Here is a 19,239-nt window from a genome sequence, read left to right on the forward strand (position 1 = left end):
CACAATGCCATTTTATCATAAATTAGGAGAAATTCCACATAAACGACATACTCAGTTTAAAAAACCAGACGGTAGCTTGTATTCAGAACAAGTATTTGGTACTATAGGTTTTGATGGGATGTCAACCATAAGCTACCATGAGCAACGCCCAACGCAAGTAAAATCTATAAATAAACAATATACTGTTGCTCCAAAAATTGCAAACGAAAATAATATACAATCGTATCGTTTTCATGGATTTCAGGTGTCACCAAAAAATGATTATTTAGAAAGTAGAACCATAGTACTCACTAACAGTGATTGCCATATTATTTTGGCAGCGCCAAAAGCATCCACTAAAGATTATTTTTATAAGAATACAGATGCAGACGAGTTAATTTTTGTTCATCGCGGTACAGGTAAGTTGAGAACACATTTAGGGAATCTTGATTTTAAATATGGAGATTATCTATTGATACCAAGAGGTGTTATTTATAAAATTGATTTCGATACAGAAGATAATCGACTTTTTATTGTAGAGTCTCAACGCCCTATATATACACCTAAACGTTATCGCAATTGGTTTGGACAGCTTATGGAAAATTCTCCATTTTGCGAGCGAGATATTCGCCGTCCTTATGAATTAGAAACTCATAATAAAACAGGAGATTTTTTAATAAAAGTTAAAAAGAAAGATGAGATCATTGATATGGTTTATGCGACGCATCCGTTTGATGTAATAGGATATGATGGATATAATTATCCATATGCATTCTCTATTCATGATTTTGAGCCTATTACTGGTCGCATACATCAACCACCACCAGTGCATCAAACTTTTGAAACAGATGCTTTTGTAGTATGTAGTTTTGTGCCTCGTTTGTATGATTATCACCCACTAAGTATTCCAGCACCTTATAATCACAGTAATATTGATAGTGATGAGGTAATTTACTATGTGGATGGAGACTTTATGAGTCGCAACGATATTGATGCTGGACATATATCTTTACATCCAGCTGGCATACCACATGGTCCACACCCTGGAACAACAGAAAAAAGTATAGGACAAACTAAAACTGAAGAATTAGCAGTTATGGTTGATACATTTAAACCACTTATGGTAACAGAAGCCGCTATGCAAATAGCAGATGATGATTACTATAAATCTTGGGTAGAACACTAAAAAATAATTAAAAGTTATTTTCCGCTTTCATCCCCTCTCTTTTATTATAATTCAGAGAAAGTAGAAATATAAAACTTTAACAAATGCCTTAATCAAGGCTAAAAACAAAATACAATGAGCAAAAATATAGAATCAGTAAACTACGGTTTAGAAAAAATATTTGAAGGAGCAGAAGATTTCCTTCCACTTTTAGGAACAGATTATGTCGAGTTTTATGTCGGTAATGCCAAACAAGCAGCGCATTTTTACAAAACAGCATTCGGTTTTCAATCTTTGGCCTATTCAGGTTTAGAGACAGGAATAAAAGACAGAGCGAGCTATGTCTTAAAACAAGATAAGATTAGATTAGTACTAACTACACCATTAACAAGTAAATCACCTATAAACGATCATATTGTAAAACATGGAGATGGAGTAAAAGTTGTTGCACTTTGGGTAGAAGATGCCAGAAAAGCATATGAAGAAACTACTAAGCGAGGTGCCAAATCATATCTAGAACCAGTTGTAGAAAAGGATGAACAAGGAGAGGTCGTAAAAGCAGGTATTTATACTTACGGAGAAACGGTACATATGTTCATTGAACGTAAAAACTATAATGGAATCTTTTTACCAGGATATCAAAAATGGGAATCTGATTATAATCCAGAACCTGTAGGACTAAAGTATATAGATCATATGGTAGGTAATGTAGGTTGGGGAGAGATGAATCAATGGGTAAATTGGTACGAAAAAGTAATGGGCTTTGTTAATTTTCTATCTTTTGATGACAAGCAAATCCATACAGAATACTCTGCATTGATGAGTAAAGTAATGAGTAATGGTAATGGGCGAATTAAATTTCCTATAAATGAGCCTGCAGAAGCAGCTAAACGTTCTCAAATAGAAGAATATTTAGATTTTTATGAAGGCCCAGGTGTTCAGCATTTAGCAGTTGCTACAGATGATATTATAAAAACAGTAGCTCAACTTAAAGCAAGAGGGGTTGAATTTTTGCCACCGCCACCACAAGATTATTATGATAGTATTCCCGGACGTTTAGGAGCACACAAAGATATGATGAAAGAAGATATTAAAGAGCTTCAAAAGCTATCCATTTTAGTTGACGCAGATGAAGAAGGTTATTTGTTGCAAATTTTCACAAAACCTGTAGAAGATCGACCAACTTTATTTTTTGAAATCATCCAACGTATGGGAGCAAAAGGATTTGGAGCAGGTAATTTTAAAGCACTGTTTGAATCTATAGAGAGAGAACAGGCCAAAAGAGGAACTCTTTAATAAAGTTTAATAGGTTAACATAAAAACAACAGTTTTTACCTTCGATAAGTTTATGGTATTTAATACTTTTGGAATAGTAATTGCGTTTTATAAAATTATATTACTAATACAATGAGAAAAATACTATTTATAATAACATTGCTTTTTGCATCTCAATTTCTGGTAGCCCAAAAACAAGAGCAGAGTGCGTTTAAAACTGGCGAATGGTTTAAGTTTAAAATGAGTTATAGCGGGTTCTTAAAAGCAGGAAATGCTACTTTAGAAGTCAAGGATTATGTATTGGATGGAAAACCAGTATATCATATAGTTGGTAACGGGTGGACAACAGGAGCAGTAAGCTGGTTTTTTAAAGTAGAAGATTTATACGAAAGCTATTTTGATAAAGATTCAGGTTTGCCATATAAATTTATTCGAAAAATAAATGAAGGAGGGCATACAAAAGATATTGTAATAGACTTTGATCAAGAAAAACAGAAAGCTTATGTAAACAATCTTAAGTATCAAAAAAAGACTGTTGAAGATACGAAACCTAATGTACAAGATATGGTTTCTGCATTTTATTATTTAAGAAATAATTATAATACCGAAAATATTAGAATAGGAGATGAAGTATCTCTTAATATGTTTTTTGATTCTGAAAATTATAATTTTAAGCTTCGGTTTTTAGGAAGAGAAACCTTGAGAACAAAGTTTGGGAAAGTAAAATGCTTAATGTTTAGACCTTTAGTATTGGCAGGGCGTGTATTTAAAGAAGAAGAAAGCTTAACTCTTTGGGTGAGTGCAGATAATAATAAGATACCTTTACGATTAAAAGCAGATTTAGCAGTAGGCTCTCTAAGAGCAGATTTAGCAGAATTCAAAGGACTTAAACATCCGTTTGAAATACAATTTGATTAAATACAATATGTCGAACCAACAAAACTTTGATTCTATTCTTAACGCACTTGATGATAAGTATGATAAGATTAATCAAGATACCGAAACACACTTAGAAGGACTATTACATAGTAATCCTATTAATTACTGGGATTATATACATACCGATGCTTTGTTAAGCCTTCAAATACAACGTACAACATTGCCTGACGAAATGGTGTTTATTATGTACCATCAAGTCAATGAGCTATTGTTTAAAATGATTCTTTGGGAAATTGATCAGATAGCTACAAAAGAATTAGTTGATGCAGCGTTCTTTTCAACAAAACTAATGCGAATTAGCCGTTATTTTGATATGCTAACGTCATCTTTCAACATTATGAAAGATGGGATGGATGTAGAGCAGTATAATAAATTTAGAAAAACATTAACGCCAGCTAGTGGTTTTCAAAGCGCACAATATCGAAAGATTGAATTCGCATCAACAGAACTCATTAATTTAATTGACAATCGCTTTAGAGAAACCATAGACAGAAATACACCTTACGAACACGCTTTTGACCATTTATATTGGCAAGCAGCAGGTAAAGATTATAAAACTGGAGAAAAAAGTTATTTATTAATGGCTTTTGAAGAGAAATACAAAGAGGAATTTATTAGATTTACGAAATTTTATAATACTCATAACCTTTGGACAAAGTTTAAAACCTTACCAAAAGAAGTTAGAGAAGATAAAACTTTAGTAACGGCGATGCGTCATTACGACCATACAGTTAACATAAAATGGGTAATGGCACATTATAATACTGCTAATCATTATTTAAATATTGGCGGTAAAACAGCTGAAGCTACAGGGGGTAGTGAATGGGTGAAGTATATGCATCCAAAATATCAAAAAAGAATATTTTTTCCAGACTTATGGACAGAACAAGAATTACAACATTGGGGAGAAAATTTATAATAACTTTATTAGTTATAATAACTTTTGCTAGTTGCGGAAAAGAATCACAAGTTGAAGAAGTGATTGATGAAGTAGCAATTGTTGAACCCCCAAAAGATATTTATGAATTTGGCTTTAATTTAAATGACTATACAGTAGTTAGAGATACTGTAAAAAGAGGAGATACCTTTGGAGTTATAATGGAACGTAACAGAATTGGTTATCCAAAAATCTACAACATAGTTGAAAAAGCAAAAGACAGTTTCGATATTCGTAAACTTCAAGTAGGAAAGCCCTATACCTTGTTATGTTCAAAAGATTCATTGCAAGAACCGCAGAGCTTTATTTATCAAAAAAATAAGGAAGAATATGTAGTAATAAACTTTAAAGATTCTATCCATGCGTATAACGAGCGAAAACCAATTAAGTATGTCGAAAAAACAGCGTCAGGTATTATTGCAAAAGGCGATGGGATTTCAATAACATTAGGTAAATTAGGATTAAGCCAAGTGTTAACCAATAAAATGGCGGATAATATTTATGCTTGGACCATAGATTTTAATCGTTTACAACCAGGTGACCGTTTTAAAGTGATTTATATAGATAAATATATAAACGATAGTGTTTACGCAGGTGTTCATGATGTTAAAGCTGCGTATTTTGAACATAATAAAGAGTCATTTTACGCTTTTGGTTTTGAAGCTGATACTATTACAGGAATTGTTGATTATTTTGACGAAGATGCAAAAAACTTAAGACGTGCATTTTTAAAAGCACCTCTTAAATTTAGTCGTATCTCTTCTCGATATAACTTAAGAAGGCGTATAGCACATTACGGATATCGTGTTAAAGCACATAGAGGCACTGACTTTGCTGCACCAAATGGCACACCAATTCTAGCAACAGCTAACGGAAGAGTTACTAAATCTAGTTATACAAGAGGAAATGGTAAATATGTTAAAATTAGGCATAATGCCACTTATGAAACACAGTACCTTCATATGTCTAGAAGAGCTGCTAAAGTTGGACAATTTGTAAAGCAAGGTGATGTAATTGGTTATGTAGGAAATACAGGGAGTTCAGCAGGAAATCATGTGTGTTACCGTTTTTGGAAAAATGGCAGGCAAGTCGATCCATTTAAAGAAGAATTACCAGAAGCAGAACCTATTGCAGAAGATTTAAAACTCAAATACCTAGAATTCATTAAGCCTATAAAAGAGCAATTAGATAATGTTAAATTTAAAGACGTTACTGAAAACGATATATTAGAGCAACAACTAAATGAGAACTTAATTACGAAAATAGACAATTAAGTTATGAGCCTTCCCAAAATAAATCCAACCCAAACCAAGGCTTGGAAAAAACTTCAAGAACACTACTCTTCTGTAAAAGATGTTCATATGAAAGATTTATTTGCTCAGGATACTGAAAGAGCAAATAAATTCACAATACAGTGGGAAGATTTTTATGTAGATGTTTCAAAAAACAGAATTACCGATGAGACACTTCAATATTTATTAGGATTAATTGAAGAAGTCAAACTCAAAGATGCAATTGAGAGTTACTTTTCTGGTGCAAAAATTAATGAAACTGAAGATAGAGCAGTTTTACATACCGCACTTAGAGCCCCTAAAATTTCTAAAGTATATGTAGATGGTGCAAATATAATTCCTGAAATATCTGCTGTAAAAGAGAAAGTAAAAACTTTTTCTGAAGAGATTATAAATGGAGAGAGAAAAGGATATACAGGGAAACCATTTAAAACCATAGTTAATATTGGTGTTGGAGGCTCAGATCTAGGACCGGCAATGGTAGTTGATGCACTTCAGTATTATAAAAATCATCTAACAACATATTTTGTAAGTAATGTAGATGGAGATCACGTTAGTGAAATAATTCAGAAACTGGACCCGGAAACCACGCTTTTTATAGTTGTTTCTAAATCGTTTACAACTCAAGAAACTCTATCTAATGCTAATACCCTGCGAAGTTGGTTTTTAAAATTAACAAATGCTGATGCTATTGCAAAACACTTTGTAGCAGTCTCAACTAATATTGAAAAAGTAAAGGCGTTTGGAATAAACGAAAATGCCATTTTCCCAATGTGGGACTGGGTGGGAGGGCGTTTTTCGCTCTGGAGTGCAGTAGGATTATCTATTAGTTTATCGGTTGGATATGATCATTTCGAGAGTTTATTAGAAGGAGCTCATAAAATGGATATACATTTTAAAGAAACCCCTTTTAGTAATAATATACCAGTTATATTAGGGCTTTTAGGAGTTTGGTATAACAATTTTTTTAATGCAGAAAGTGAAGTTGTAATACCCTATTCTCAATACTTAAATCAGTTTGTAACCTATTTGCAACAAACTTCGATGGAGAGTAATGGTAAGCGTATGGATAGAAATGGAAATCTAATAGATTATCAAACAGGAGCTTTAATGTGGGGAGAAACAGGAACAAATTCTCAACATGCATTTTTTCAATTAATACATCAAGGGACAAAATTAGTGCCAGCAGATTTTATTGGATTTGCTAAATCACTTCATAATAATCAAGAACATCAAAATAAATTAATTTCAAATTTTTTAGCTCAGACAGAAGCTTTATTAAATGGAAAAACAGAAGCTGAGGTTTTAACAGAGTTGGAATTAAGAGATGTCTCAAAACTAGATATTAAGAAACTACTTCCTTTTAAAGTTTTTGAAGGAAACAAACCAACAAATACTATATTTATTAAAAAACTAACCCCAGAAAGTTTAGGAAAATTAATCGCTTTATATGAGCACAAAATTTTTGTGCAAGGAGTTATTTGGAATATCTTTAGTTTTGATCAGTTTGGTGTTGAACTTGGAAAGCAACTAGCTTGTAATATTCTTCAAGAATTTGAAGATGTACCTTCAGCAAAACCTCATAATACTTCTACTTTAAACAGTATTAAACACTTTAAAGATTTCTCTTAAGCATAGAGAATGATCTTACTATTAATATTGAATTAATTAGTACATTTGTTTTACTAAAACTAAACACTATAAGCTTATGGAAATTGTAAAAAACCTACATTCATACTGGGCGTACCTTGTTCTTTTAATATTAGTTATTACTGCTGTAAATAGCTTAATAAAAGTATCTGGCGGAAAAGAATACGGGGCTAAAGATTTTCGATTAGCATTGTTTACACTAATAGTTACACACATACAACTCTTAATTGCACTTATACTATATGTTACATCACCATTGTTAAGTGCTTTTGGAGAACTTGGAATGGGTGGAGTAATGAAAAACTCTGCAATACGCCTTTTATTAATAGAACACCCGCTAATTAATATAATAGCGATCGCATTAATTACGATAGGTTACTCTAAACATAAAAAGAAATTAACTTCGGCAAGTAAGTTTAAAATGATAGCTATATTTTATACAATAGCATTACTCTTGTTTTTATCAAGAATACCTTGGACCAACTGGTTTAATTAATATAAAAAAGCAACTCAATTGAGTTGCTTTTTTAGTTTTTAACTTCTTTTATTAAATAAATATAAACAGGAAAGTGATCACTATATCCATTAGTAAAACTACCATCTGCAAAGCTTCGAAAAGGATAACCTTTAAAACGTCCTTTTGAGTTAATTAAATAATTTGCATTAAAAATTCCAGCTCTATAATACCTGAATGATGAATAATCTTTTTCGAGTAAAGGTTTTGTGATCATTATCTGATCAAATAAACTCCAACTGTCTCGAAATGCATTAGATCCAATTCCTTTTTTTGAAAACCTCTCCATTGGATTATAGATGCCTTTAAAAGGAACATTCTTTTTGTCAGATTTAGTTTTTAAAATGTCTTTGACGCTTGTATTAGTTGGATTGTCATTTAAATCACCCATGATAAAAATTTTAGCATAAGGATTTATAGATTGAAGAGAGTCAATAATTCTTTTATTGAGTTTTGCTGCAGCTATTCGTTTCGGTTTGCTTCTTTCCTCTCCCCCTCGTCGAGATGGCCAATGATTAATAAGTATATGTATTAACTCGTTTTCTAGCTTACCAGAAACAAGTAATTGATCTCTCGTATAGATTCGGTTTTTAGTATTTTCTTCATAGATTTTTAATTCGTATTTACTTATATGTGTTGGAGTGAATAATAGCTTTTGGTAAAGTAAAGCAACGTCTATGCCTCTTATATCTGGTGAATCAAAATGAACAATTCCATAATTTTTTTTAATCAAATAAAAATTATTCGCTAAATCTTCTAAAACAATTCGGTTTTCAATTTCTGCTAAACCAATAATTACAGGGCTATTTTTAGAAATATTGCTTCCAATTTCAGAGATAACACGAGATATATTATTAATTTTTTTTGAATATACATTAGCTCGATTGTTTTTTAATTCCATTATAGGGCTAGATTCATCAAACTTAAGTGGATCGTTTATGGTGTCAAATAAATTTTCAACATTATAAAAAGCAATAGTATGTACTCTAAACTTTTTATTGTTTTGAGTGTTTGCAATAGAAATATTTAAAAATAAAAGAATGAATATTAAGGTTAAATATCTCATATAGTGTGTAATAAAATTCATTAAATTTTACATAAAAGTAGGAATTATTCTATAAATAATATAACTTGCATTACTTAATAGCTAATAATTAGTGCTTTACGAATTAATTTTTAAAAATAAATTAAAAGATGAAGTACTAGGATAATAGTTGTTTTTAAGCACTAACCAACATCAATTAGAAAATGAAAAGACATATAGTTGTTTTTTTACTTGGATTAGTTTCTACATTTTCAATTTCTGCACAAAGACCCCTTATAAAAGGGAGTATTAAAGATGCTTCATCCCATAAACCAATTTCAGAAGCAACAGTTATTATTGAGAACACATATTTTTCAATTCAAACAAATGTTTTTGGAGAGTTTGTTTTTTTATATGGCATTCCATTAGGAGAGCAAATTTTAAAAATATCTAAAGAAGGATATGTAACAAAACGATACCCTATTGTTGTTAATAAAGGTAGAACAATAAATCTTACAGATATAACTTTAGAATATGATTTAAGTGATCAATCAAATTCATTTATTCTAACACTTTCTGATGATGAACTCAACTCAGAAGATGGATTTATAGACAACATTTCTGGTCTTTTGCAATCGTCAAGAGATGTATTTTTAAATGCAGCAGCTTTCGATTTCAGTACGACATTTTTTAGACCTAGAGGATTAGATAATGCTAATGGAAAAATACTTATTAATGGTGTCGAAATGAATAAACAGTTTAATGGAAGGCCTCAATGGAGCAATTGGGGAGGGTTAAATGATGTGTTGCGTAATCAAGAGTTTACAATGGGTTTTTCTGCAAATGAGTATAATTTTGGTGATATAGCTGGAACTACAAATATTATAATGCGAGCTACTAAATATCGTAAAGGCGGACGTTTTTCTTCTGCTGGTGCAAACAGATCATACCAAGGAAGATTAATGGCGAGTTATAATTCAGGGATATTAAAAAAAGGCTGGGCGTATTCAGTTTTAATATCACGACGTTTTGGAGAACAAGGTTTTATTGAAGGAACATTGTATGATGCTAACTCATTTTTTGCTAGTGTAGAAAAACAAATTAATAATAAACATAGTCTAAATTTTCTAGGAATTTATGCTAAAAATAGAAGAGGACGTTCGACAGCATTAACTGATGAATTATTTGAATTAAAAGGGAGAGATTATAATCCTTTTTGGGGAATACAAGACGGTGAAGTTAGAAATACTCGTGTTAGAGAAATTGAAGAGCCTATTTTTATGCTGAGCCATTTTTGGGAAACATCTTCAAAAACAACATTAAATACAAATATAAGTTATCAATTTGGGAAAATAGGAAACACTAGAGTAGATAGTGGAGGAGCCCAGTTATTTACAGATCAAAACGGGGATGAAGCGTTTTTTGGAGGAGCAAGAAACCCAAATCCATCTTATTATCAAAACCTACCGAGTTTTTTCTTGCAAGATTCAAATCCATCTCCTCTAGATTTTCAAAATGCATTTTTAGCCGAACAACAATTAATTAATGATGGGCAGTTTGATTTTGAAACGTTATATAGATCAAACACAATACAATCTAAAGCAGGTAATAATGCTACATTCATAATTCAGGAAGATAGAAATGATGATATACAATTATCTGTTAATTCTATTTTGAACTCTAAATTAACAGATCAAGTCATATTAAATGCATCAGTAAATTACAGAAAATTAAAAAGTGAAAATTTTGCGAATGTAAAAGATCTTTTGGGAAGCACAGGGTATTTAGATGTTGATAATTTTGTTGAGGATGATATCAATATAACGCTAGGAGATATAGCACAAAGTGATTTGCGAAATCGAAATAGAATTGTCACAAAAGGTGATCGCTATAAATATAATTATAAAATTGATGCTAATGTTTTAAATGTGTTCATACAAGCACAGTTTAAATATAATAAAATAGATTTTTATTTAGGAATGAGTATGTCTCAAACTGATTACCAAAGAAATGGATTATTTGAAAATGGGAATTTCCCAGGCAATACATCTTTTGGTAAAAGTGAGAAACTTAACTTTTTTGATTTTGGTGTTAAAACGGGAGTTACATATAAGCTATCTGGACAACATGTACTTAACTTCAATGGTGGATATGTTACTAAAGCACCTATTATTCGGAATTCATTTAGTAATGCGAGGCAGAATAATAATATTGTTACTGGGCTGGTAAGTGAAAAAATACAATCATTTGATACAAGTTATCTTTTCAGGTCACCAACCATTAAAGCTCGATTAACAGGATATTATGTGGAATTTAAAGATGGTACAGATGTTTCATTCTTTTTTACTGAAGATTTAGCAGGATTAGGAATTCAAGGTGATGCTTTTGTTCAAGAAGTTTTGACTAATATTGAACGGCAAAATGTTGGTTTAGAACTAGGTGTTGAATCGCAAATAACACCAACAATTAAACTAAAAGCAGTTGCAGCCTTTGGGCAAAATATATATAACAATAATCCTAATCTATATTTGACAAGTGATGATTTCAAAGGAGAATTGCGTTTTGGAGATGGTAAAACTAATTTAAAGAACTTGCATGTAGCTGGTGGCCCCGAGCGTGCATATCAATTAGGATTTGAATATCGTGATCCAGATTTTTGGAATATAGGTGTTACTACCAATTATTTTTCAAATGCTTATATAGACCCTAGTGCTTTAGCTAGATCTCAAAACTTTATTTTAGATTTTGACGGATTACCGATTAATAATTTTGATGAAGATATAGCTAAGAACCTTTTAAAACAGGAAGAGCTTAACGAATACATGTTAGTAAATATAACGGGAGGGAAATCGTGGCGATTAGGAAATTATTTTATTGGATTCTTCGCAACGATTAATAATGTTTTAAATGAAGAATATAGAACAGGTGGCTTTGAACAATCTAGGTTAGCAAATTACACTCGATTACAAGAAGATCAATCGCGTATTAATGGTCCAATTTTTGGCAACCGCTACTTTTTTGGAAATGGAACGACCTATTATATCAATGTATATCTAAGATTTTAATAATGCAATTAATATTATGAAAACAAATAGATTAAAAAATGTAATATTGATAAAAGTAATAGTATTAATTACTATTTCTTGTATACAAGATGATAATTTTAATATTCCAGATTTAATTTTTGAAGAACCAATAATTAACGGAAATGTAATAACAATTGACGCAATTGCAGGGATGTTAGCTCAAGCACAAAATAATGGAGATGACACATTTACATTTGAAGACACTAATACATATATTTCAGGATATGTGATTTCTAGTGATGAAGCTGGAAACTTTTTTGAAGAATTAATAATCCAAGATGTACTAGAAAATCCAACAAGAGGGATTAAATTACTTATAGATATTAATCCGTTGTTTGCGAGATATGAAATAGGTAGAAAATTATTTGTCAAACTAGATGGATTAACAATAGGAACTACAAATGGAGTCTTCACTATTGGTGTTAGAGATGGAAATACTATAGGGCAGATAGCAGCTTCACTCGAAAATGAAGTTATTCAACGCTCAACTGAAAGGGGAGAATTAGTACCTTTAACAATAGAATTAGATAGATTGAACAATAATCTCACAAATTTATATGTCACTTTGCAAAATGCACAATTTAATCGCTCAGAAGTGCTAGACTTAAACCCATTGACTTATGCTTCAGAACCTACAGATCAGTTCGATGGAGAACGGGTTTTAGAAAGTTGTAATAGTAATCTCCCTATTGTGTTTAGCACGAGTACTTTTGCGGATTTTAGAGGTTTAGAATTACCAGCACAAAGTGGAACAATTAATGGGGTTTTAACTAAAAACTTTTTTGGAGACACATTTAATTTTGTTGTAAACACACCTTCAGATGTGAATTTTGAAAACCCAGAGCGTTGTGACTCTATAGAAATAGATTGCGGTTTAACAGATACTCAAGGCACAGTTAATCTTTTTGAAGATAATTTTGAAAATCAGCGTACACGACAACGAATCTCGGGTAATGGCTGGACCAATTTTATACAGGAAGGAACTGAAGCTTTTGAAGCGTTTAGGTCTAGTGGAGCAAGCCCATCATTAGGGATTTCTGCAAGAATAGGATCTCGTAACTCAGGTGATGTAAGTTCTATTGCTTGGTTAATTACACCAAGAATAGATTTAGATGCTCAAGATGGGGAGACATTACGTTTTATGACTTCTAATAGCTTTGCTAATGAAAGCAATTTAGAGTTATTATTCTCTACAGACTGGGATGGTATAGAAGCTAGTATTACAAATGCAACTTGGATTAACTTACCATCTGCATTCATTGTAGGAGATAATGATTTTTTTGGAGATTGGTTTGATTCTGGTGTTGTAAATTTATCTTGTATTGAAGGAATGGCTTATATTGCATTTAGATATACAGGGAATGGAGACTCTGCTTTTAATGGAATTTATGAGTTGGATGAAATTATTATTAATAGTTTATAGCTTTAAACACTTACTTGAGTAAGAATTATGTTAAAACTTTATCAGAATTATGAGGTGACTAATAAATGTTATTAGTTTACAATAAATATTAATCTTTTATTTACAAAACTGATGAACAAAATTTTACTTTTATTTTTACTTATTTTAGTGTATTCCTGTAGCAGCGATGATCCAGATCCAGATATAATTGCACCTACCAATGTCGTTTTTACATTAAATAGCTTATCGACAGATACTACTCAGCCACTTATGATTAGTACCACTCTAGAAATTAATGTAAGTGCAGATGATGAAATTGGCGTTGCTAAAGTAGAAATTTTTATAGATGGTGTAGAAGTAGCTGAAGATGTTTCAGCTCCTTTTAATCTTACTGTAGATGTTTCCTCGTTAGAAACAGGAAATCACACCTTAAGAGTTAGTGTTTCGGACGCAGCTGGTAATACAACATCTGTTGAAGAAATTATTTTTGTAGATAATACAATGCCATCTATAACAAACGTTTCTATAGAGAATGATCAAATTATAGGAGGAAATGATAATCTACTTACCTTTGATGTTTCGGATGATAATGGAATTGAAAATGTAGTAGTATCAATAAATGGAGATAACATATCTGAGATCACTGATGAGGTTTATGAAGTTAATATTGAAACATTAGATCTACAAGACGGGACAAATGAGATTCAGATTACTGCAACCGATTTAACGGGAAATGTATCTAACCTAACTTTAAATTTTATAGCAGATAATTCTGGACCAGAAATTACGATAAATAGTATTTCAGAAAATCAAATAATTGATGATATTATTAATTTTAATCCAAGTGTTGATGATGCTTTTTCTGAAGTAGCTTCGTTGGAAGTATTATTAAATGATGAAAGAATTCAATTTTTTGAAGATATAAATGATTTTTCATTTGAATTTGATCCAGAACTTGTTGCAACTGGAAATAATGTATTCACTTTTATAGCCATTGATGCTTTAGGAAATTTAAATGAAATAGTGATTAGTACAGAAATATTAAGAATATTAATTAGAGTTAATTTACCTCAAGATTTTGTTCCTAGTGCGGTAATAGAATCTTGGATATTTGCATCTAATCCAGATGGAACTCCAATAGTTGCTGAACAAATTTCTGATGCTACAACAGATGTAGTTTTACATGCTCCTGCAGAGTTTAATATGACTGATGAATTTATGGTAACTTTTTACGAAGTTGATAATGGAAATTTTAATCGCATTTCGACTTTACAAAACTTCACACGTGTTCTTCCTGGAACTATAAATATTAGAGAGCGTAATCAATTCCCTTCTTTTACAGGTACAGATTATAATGTGTCAGGATTTGAAAGTGTCGGTAGTGATGTCATTAATGCTGAAGGAGTAGATTATTCAGGAAGCCGGCAAACTGATGAAATATTTCATTTAGAGTTAAAACAACCTCAACTAACAAATAATATTTATTTTTACTCTTTTAGTAATCCATTTAATGTTAATAGTTATAGTTATCAATTAGTAAATAGACCCATTGCTACTGATTTTTCTATAGAAGATGCTAATTTTAGTACGGTAGATGTAACAGTAGAGAATTTTATAATTAATGATGATGGAAATTTTAATTTCCCTATAAATACTTTTATAGATCCAGCGTTAACAATTTTAGGGTTTGAAAATCAAGCGGATTTAGAAAATAATGTATTTCATGAACTATTTAGGTTTAATATAGGAGCTAACCAAATAGGGACTCCAATTTTATATCCATTAAATAATTCTTTTGCCTTTTATAGACATCAAGTTAGTTTTGATAATTTTCTAACAGAAAGACTAGGATCTCCATTAAGTGATTATACAAGACCAGATTGGAGTATTGACCCAACCCTTACCAACAATAATAGTATAATTCTAACTACATCGGGTAGCTCTCATACAGTTGGTAGAGCGTTTTTAAGAAATAATGCTTCTATTCCAGGAAATAACTATACTTGGACATTAGTTTATGACAGTCAGAGTAATAATACAGAAGTGATAATCCCGCAACTTCCAGATGAACTTAGTAGTTTAGCATTCTTTAATTTTTTAGAAAGTGAATCGCTAGAAATAGAACAAATAGACTTAAGTGGATACGAATCAATACAATCTTATGATGATTATATAGATAGGGTACTTAGAGATAATTTAGACTATTTTGAAGTTTCAGATTTTGTAGAAACTATATCTTATAGAAGTTTAGGACGTCAATTTTTATTGTCAGATTTAATTTTTTAAAAGAAGTTTAAATATTTAAAAAAGGAAGAATGAAGTTATATATAATTTTTTTCTTCCTTTTTTAATAAATGTAATGTTCTCCAAATAATATTACTTTAACAACCGCTCTAATTTAAGCTTATAATCTTTAATGGTACCATCCTCTTTTTTAACCTTAAGTGCTAATGTTTCTCCTTTAAGTTGAAACATATCTTTTACAATCCGCATATCTTTTCCGTTATAGTTATTAATGCTTAAAAGCTCATCACCTTTATCAATGCCTAATTTAGCTACAGGCGAATTTTCTATAATATCTTCAACAATAAAACGATTATTTTTTTTAATATATGTAAACCCACTATAATTATATTTAAAAGGTCTGTTAATAGATTTATTAGGCTTTAAATACATAGTATTATTATCGTAATCTAATACGATCTGAAAGCGATTAATAATTTCAGCGCCTAGTATTCCTGCAATATTTTTTCGAGACAAAACACCATTTTTTGAGCTAGATAAAGTTATAGGTACATCAATAAACATAGAATTATTAAAAACTACATTTTTTAAATTTCCAATTAAATCTTCAGACACAGTGGATGTTAAGCCTGAACTCTTTTTATAATAAGTATCACCAACTTCTTGTTTTAAATTATGTTTATTAACAAAAGGACTTGTTAAAATTAAAGTAGAATTAGCACCACTATCAAACAAAAAATCACCTTTTAATGTAGTTCCGTTTTTTAAAGTAAAACCAAGAGATACTTTAGGTATTGGTCTTATAGATCTAATCTTTAACTTCGAGTATGTTTCTAATTGAGGAACGGCTTTAATATTTGAATATAACTTTAAATGTTGCGAATTAAAATCTAACTGCGTGATAAACTTAGAGATCATATCATAACCTACAATACCATCAATAGGCCTGCCAGAACGTTCTTTTAGGTGGTTTAAATCAACAATGACAAGAGGTAAATTTTTTAAACTAAATTCACCAAAATTTAGTTTTTGTTTTAGAGCAATATTATAAGTTTCATTCCCACTAGCTCCAGTAACTGTCTGTTGATGATTAGATTTTATACCTAATTTTAGAGCAGTACTTTTATCGATAACAGATGAAGAAGCTCCAGTGTCAAAAACAAAACTTAGTTTTTCTTCACTATCATTTACCGAAACCTGAATATATACCCAACCATCTTCTTCAAATGGGATTTCAAAATCTTGAGAAAAACAAGATAAGTTATATAAAACTATAACTATTAAAAAAAGTAATCGTTTCATTATGTGATTTTTTGATTGAATGGTAATAATAAGAAATTTATAGAATAATTAGAGTTAACGAATGTTAATAGACTAACAGTAAATAATTTAAATGACTAATAAATTTGTGTTTTGTAACAGTTCTTGATCTTGTAAGACCAATAAATGTATTACTCTTGAATATTGAAAATAAATAAATTTAAACAAATGAAACAATTCATTTACATCGGTATTTATATTTTATTCTTTATAAACGTTGGCTTTGCTCAAGAAAAAATAGAAGTAACAGTATTTCAATTAGATTCTTTAATGACCGAATTAAATGAAAATGGTCGCTCTTGGAAAACAGTTTTAAAAAACAAAGATATACTAACAGGATTGTATATACTTAAAGCGGGGACAAAAGATGAGCAATCACCTCATAAAACAAATGAAGTATATTATGTTGTAAAGGGGAAGGGTAAATTTACAGCAGCAAATAAAATACAAGATGTAGCAGAAGGTAGTATTCTGTTTATAAAAGCTAATGTCGATCATCATTTTTTTGATATTTAGGAAGATTTAATAATGATTGTCTTTTTTGATCAATAATTATTAGAGAAATCATTGTTTTTAAAATAGATTTATTAAAAAAATCAAAACCTTTATTTACTTTTAAAATTAGCAGTCATTTAATTTTTTAGAACGCTTCATACCATAATATTAAATAAAAATCACCTCCTGTTAATTATAAAATACTTCTAGTATTAATAAAATTGTATTACCTACTTAACTAAAGCAAGTCAATACTTTACTCGATGATACAATCATTTTACTCAATGTTGCGTGTGGCATTGTATTTGAATCTATAATTTAAGCTTAATTTCTTTATCTAAAGTTGAAAATAGAAGTTTAAGGGTAAATGCAATTTTTAATGTCATTAATAAGTAAAAACAAAAATCATCATCATCTAAAAATTAAAATAATCATATTTTTTTAACCCTCACACAGATTAACTATGCATAAACCAATTAATGTTCTAATAGTTGAAAATCAATCATTAATTATAGATGCATTTAAAAGAGCTTTAGAGCATATTGATAATACATTTAAAAATTTAAATTTTAATATAAACATCGTTAAAAATTGTAAAGTTGCTTTTGCAGAAATAAAAAAAACAGCCCCAAATAATTTAATAGATCTCATATTATTAAATATTGATATTCCACCATGTCGTACAAAAAAAGTGATTTTTATAGATGATTTAGCTTTAGAATTAAAAAAACAATTTCCTAAAACTAAAATTATTGTATTTGCATTAAAGTGTGATAATCACAGAATTAATGCTATTATAAAAGAGCTAAATCCAGACAGTATATTAATTAATACTGATGTTGATTTTAATGAGCTTACGCATGCCATCAAGACTGTTTTAGTTGAGCCTCCATATTATAGTAAAAAAGTGATGCGTTTTATTAGAAAATATATGACAAATGATCTTAGATTAGATAAAGTAGATAGATTAATTTTGTACTATTTGTCTCAAGGCATTAAAACTAGTGACTTGCCTGAATTAGTTTATCTTTCTATTAGTGCTATAGAAAGGCGTAAAAGACTTTTAAAAGAGACATTTAATCTAGAAAAAGGAAATGACAAGGCACTAATTAAAATAGCTCAAGAAAGAGGTATTATTTAGTGGATGATTAACTAATATCAAACTCTACAATTAAAGGGCAATGGTCACTATAGTGAGACCAGTCTTTATGACCACCAACAGTAACATTTTTTAATTTTTTTATAAAAAAAGTTGAAGCAAAACAATAATCTAAATGATAAGGTTTGGTGATGTCTTTATAGAGATAAAATGTAGCATCTTTTTCTTTGCCTTGCTCTTGATTATAAAAATAATGATAGGTACTTTGTATTTCTAACATTATAAGCTTGCTTACAATATTACTATGATTGGCTATTCGATTTGGCTTATCCCAAAATGTATTACTATTTAAATCTCCAGCAATAATTACATTTTTGTGTTTTAATAAATCTGAATAATAATTGATTGCGTTCCAAGTCTGTGCGCCGTAATTATCTCCATTATTTGGTTTTTGACCCCAAATAGCAAGTAAAATAAACTCGATATATTTATTTTTAATTGATAGAGGAACAACATATCTAAAATCAGGATTATGTCTGTCTATTAGTGAAATTTTATAATCAGAATATGAATATACACCTAAACCTTTATGTGGATTGTCCCCATACCAAAATGCATCGTTAGGTGAACAAACATTTTTTTTAAATTTTAATTTTTCAAGATTTTCACTTTCGGGTATAATTAATATATCCGGATGTTTTTTAAGAATAAATTTAGCTTTCTTTCGAAATGCCATTTGGCAATTCCATGTAATTAGTTTCAATATATAAGTATATTATTTTTTAAATATAAAAATATATAATGATACTATCAATATT

At 30.1% G+C, this 19,239-nt stretch carries 15 protein-coding genes; 12 read left to right on the top strand and 3 right to left on the bottom strand.

Annotated elements, in window-relative coordinates; all coding sequences use genetic code 11:
* Positions 1-4: 4 nt before the first annotated feature.
* The 7 genes from D1817_02650 (at position 5) to D1817_02680 (ending at position 7,733) form a co-directional block, all read left to right on the top strand.
* Positions 5-1,165, top strand: a complete 1,161-nt coding sequence (locus D1817_02650; GenBank protein ID AXT18805.1) for a homogentisate 1,2-dioxygenase — start codon at positions 5-7, stop codon at positions 1,163-1,165.
* Between the two features lie 114 nt (positions 1,166-1,279).
* Positions 1,280-2,440, top strand: a complete 1,161-nt coding sequence (gene hppD / locus D1817_02655; GenBank protein AXT18806.1) for a 4-hydroxyphenylpyruvate dioxygenase — start codon at positions 1,280-1,282, stop codon at positions 2,438-2,440.
* A gap of 111 nt (positions 2,441-2,551) precedes the next feature.
* Entirely contained in the window at positions 2,552-3,337 is a 786-nt protein-coding gene (locus D1817_02660) for a DUF3108 domain-containing protein (GenBank protein ID AXT18807.1), read from the top strand.
* Between the two features lie 7 nt (positions 3,338-3,344).
* Positions 3,345-4,277, top strand: a complete 933-nt coding sequence (locus tag D1817_02665) for a tryptophan 2,3-dioxygenase (protein ID AXT18808.1) — start codon at positions 3,345-3,347, stop codon at positions 4,275-4,277.
* Complete coding sequence (locus D1817_02670) at positions 4,235-5,569, top strand: M23 family peptidase (GenBank protein AXT18809.1); 1,335 nt, start codon at positions 4,235-4,237, stop codon at positions 5,567-5,569. Before D1817_02665 ends, D1817_02670 begins: the two co-directional genes overlap by 43 nt.
* Before the next feature lie 3 nt (positions 5,570-5,572).
* A complete protein-coding gene (locus D1817_02675) occupies positions 5,573-7,219 on the top strand; it encodes a glucose-6-phosphate isomerase (protein ID AXT18810.1) in 1,647 nt (548 codons plus the stop codon).
* A 76-nt stretch (positions 7,220-7,295) separates the two neighbouring features.
* Complete coding sequence (locus D1817_02680; protein AXT18811.1) at positions 7,296-7,733, top strand: hypothetical protein; 438 nt, start codon at positions 7,296-7,298, stop codon at positions 7,731-7,733.
* A 31-nt stretch (positions 7,734-7,764) separates the two neighbouring features.
* Here D1817_02680 and D1817_02685 read toward each other — a convergent pair whose 3' ends face one another.
* Positions 7,765-8,817, bottom strand: coding sequence for an endonuclease/exonuclease/phosphatase family protein (locus tag D1817_02685; GenBank protein ID AXT21210.1), 1,053 nt, complete (start codon positions 8,815-8,817; stop codon positions 7,765-7,767).
* 182 nt (positions 8,818-8,999) lie between these two features.
* Between D1817_02685 and D1817_02690 the strand changes: the two genes are divergently transcribed.
* The 3 genes from D1817_02690 (at position 9,000) to D1817_02700 (ending at position 15,549) form a co-directional block, all read left to right on the top strand.
* Positions 9,000-11,840, top strand: a complete 2,841-nt coding sequence (locus D1817_02690) for a carboxypeptidase-like regulatory domain-containing protein (GenBank protein ID AXT18812.1) — start codon at positions 9,000-9,002, stop codon at positions 11,838-11,840.
* Positions 11,841-11,856: 16 nt separating this feature from the next.
* Positions 11,857-13,284 (top strand): DUF5017 domain-containing protein, encoded by a 1,428-nt coding sequence (locus D1817_02695; GenBank protein AXT18813.1) that lies wholly within the window; start codon positions 11,857-11,859, stop codon positions 13,282-13,284.
* 111 nt (positions 13,285-13,395) lie between these two features.
* Complete coding sequence (locus D1817_02700; protein AXT18814.1) at positions 13,396-15,549, top strand: hypothetical protein; 2,154 nt, start codon at positions 13,396-13,398, stop codon at positions 15,547-15,549.
* Positions 15,550-15,639: 90 nt separating this feature from the next.
* Here the strand turns inward: D1817_02700 and D1817_02705 are convergent, their stop codons facing one another.
* Entirely contained in the window at positions 15,640-16,809 is a 1,170-nt protein-coding gene (locus tag D1817_02705) for a hypothetical protein (protein AXT18815.1), read from the bottom strand.
* A 162-nt stretch (positions 16,810-16,971) separates the two neighbouring features.
* Here D1817_02705 and D1817_02710 point away from each other — a divergent pair, with 162 nt between their 5' ends.
* Positions 16,972-17,343 carry a cupin domain-containing protein gene (locus D1817_02710; GenBank protein ID AXT18816.1) on the top strand — a complete coding sequence of 124 codons (372 nt, stop codon included), beginning with the start codon at positions 16,972-16,974 and terminating at the stop codon, positions 17,341-17,343.
* Positions 17,344-17,785: 442 nt separating this feature from the next.
* The gene (locus D1817_02715) at positions 17,786-18,463 is read left to right on the top strand and encodes a DNA-binding response regulator (GenBank protein ID AXT18817.1); all 678 of its coding nucleotides are present in this window, start codon (positions 17,786-17,788) and stop codon (positions 18,461-18,463) included.
* A 7-nt stretch (positions 18,464-18,470) separates the two neighbouring features.
* Here D1817_02715 and D1817_02720 read toward each other — a convergent pair whose 3' ends face one another.
* The gene (locus tag D1817_02720) at positions 18,471-19,184 is read right to left on the bottom strand and encodes an endonuclease/exonuclease/phosphatase family protein (GenBank protein ID AXT18818.1); all 714 of its coding nucleotides are present in this window, start codon (positions 19,182-19,184) and stop codon (positions 18,471-18,473) included.
* Positions 19,185-19,239: the final 55 nt, after the last annotated feature.

The organism is Flavobacteriaceae bacterium (assembly GCA_003443635.1).
Classification (GTDB): Bacteria; Bacteroidota; Bacteroidia; order Flavobacteriales; family Flavobacteriaceae; genus AU392.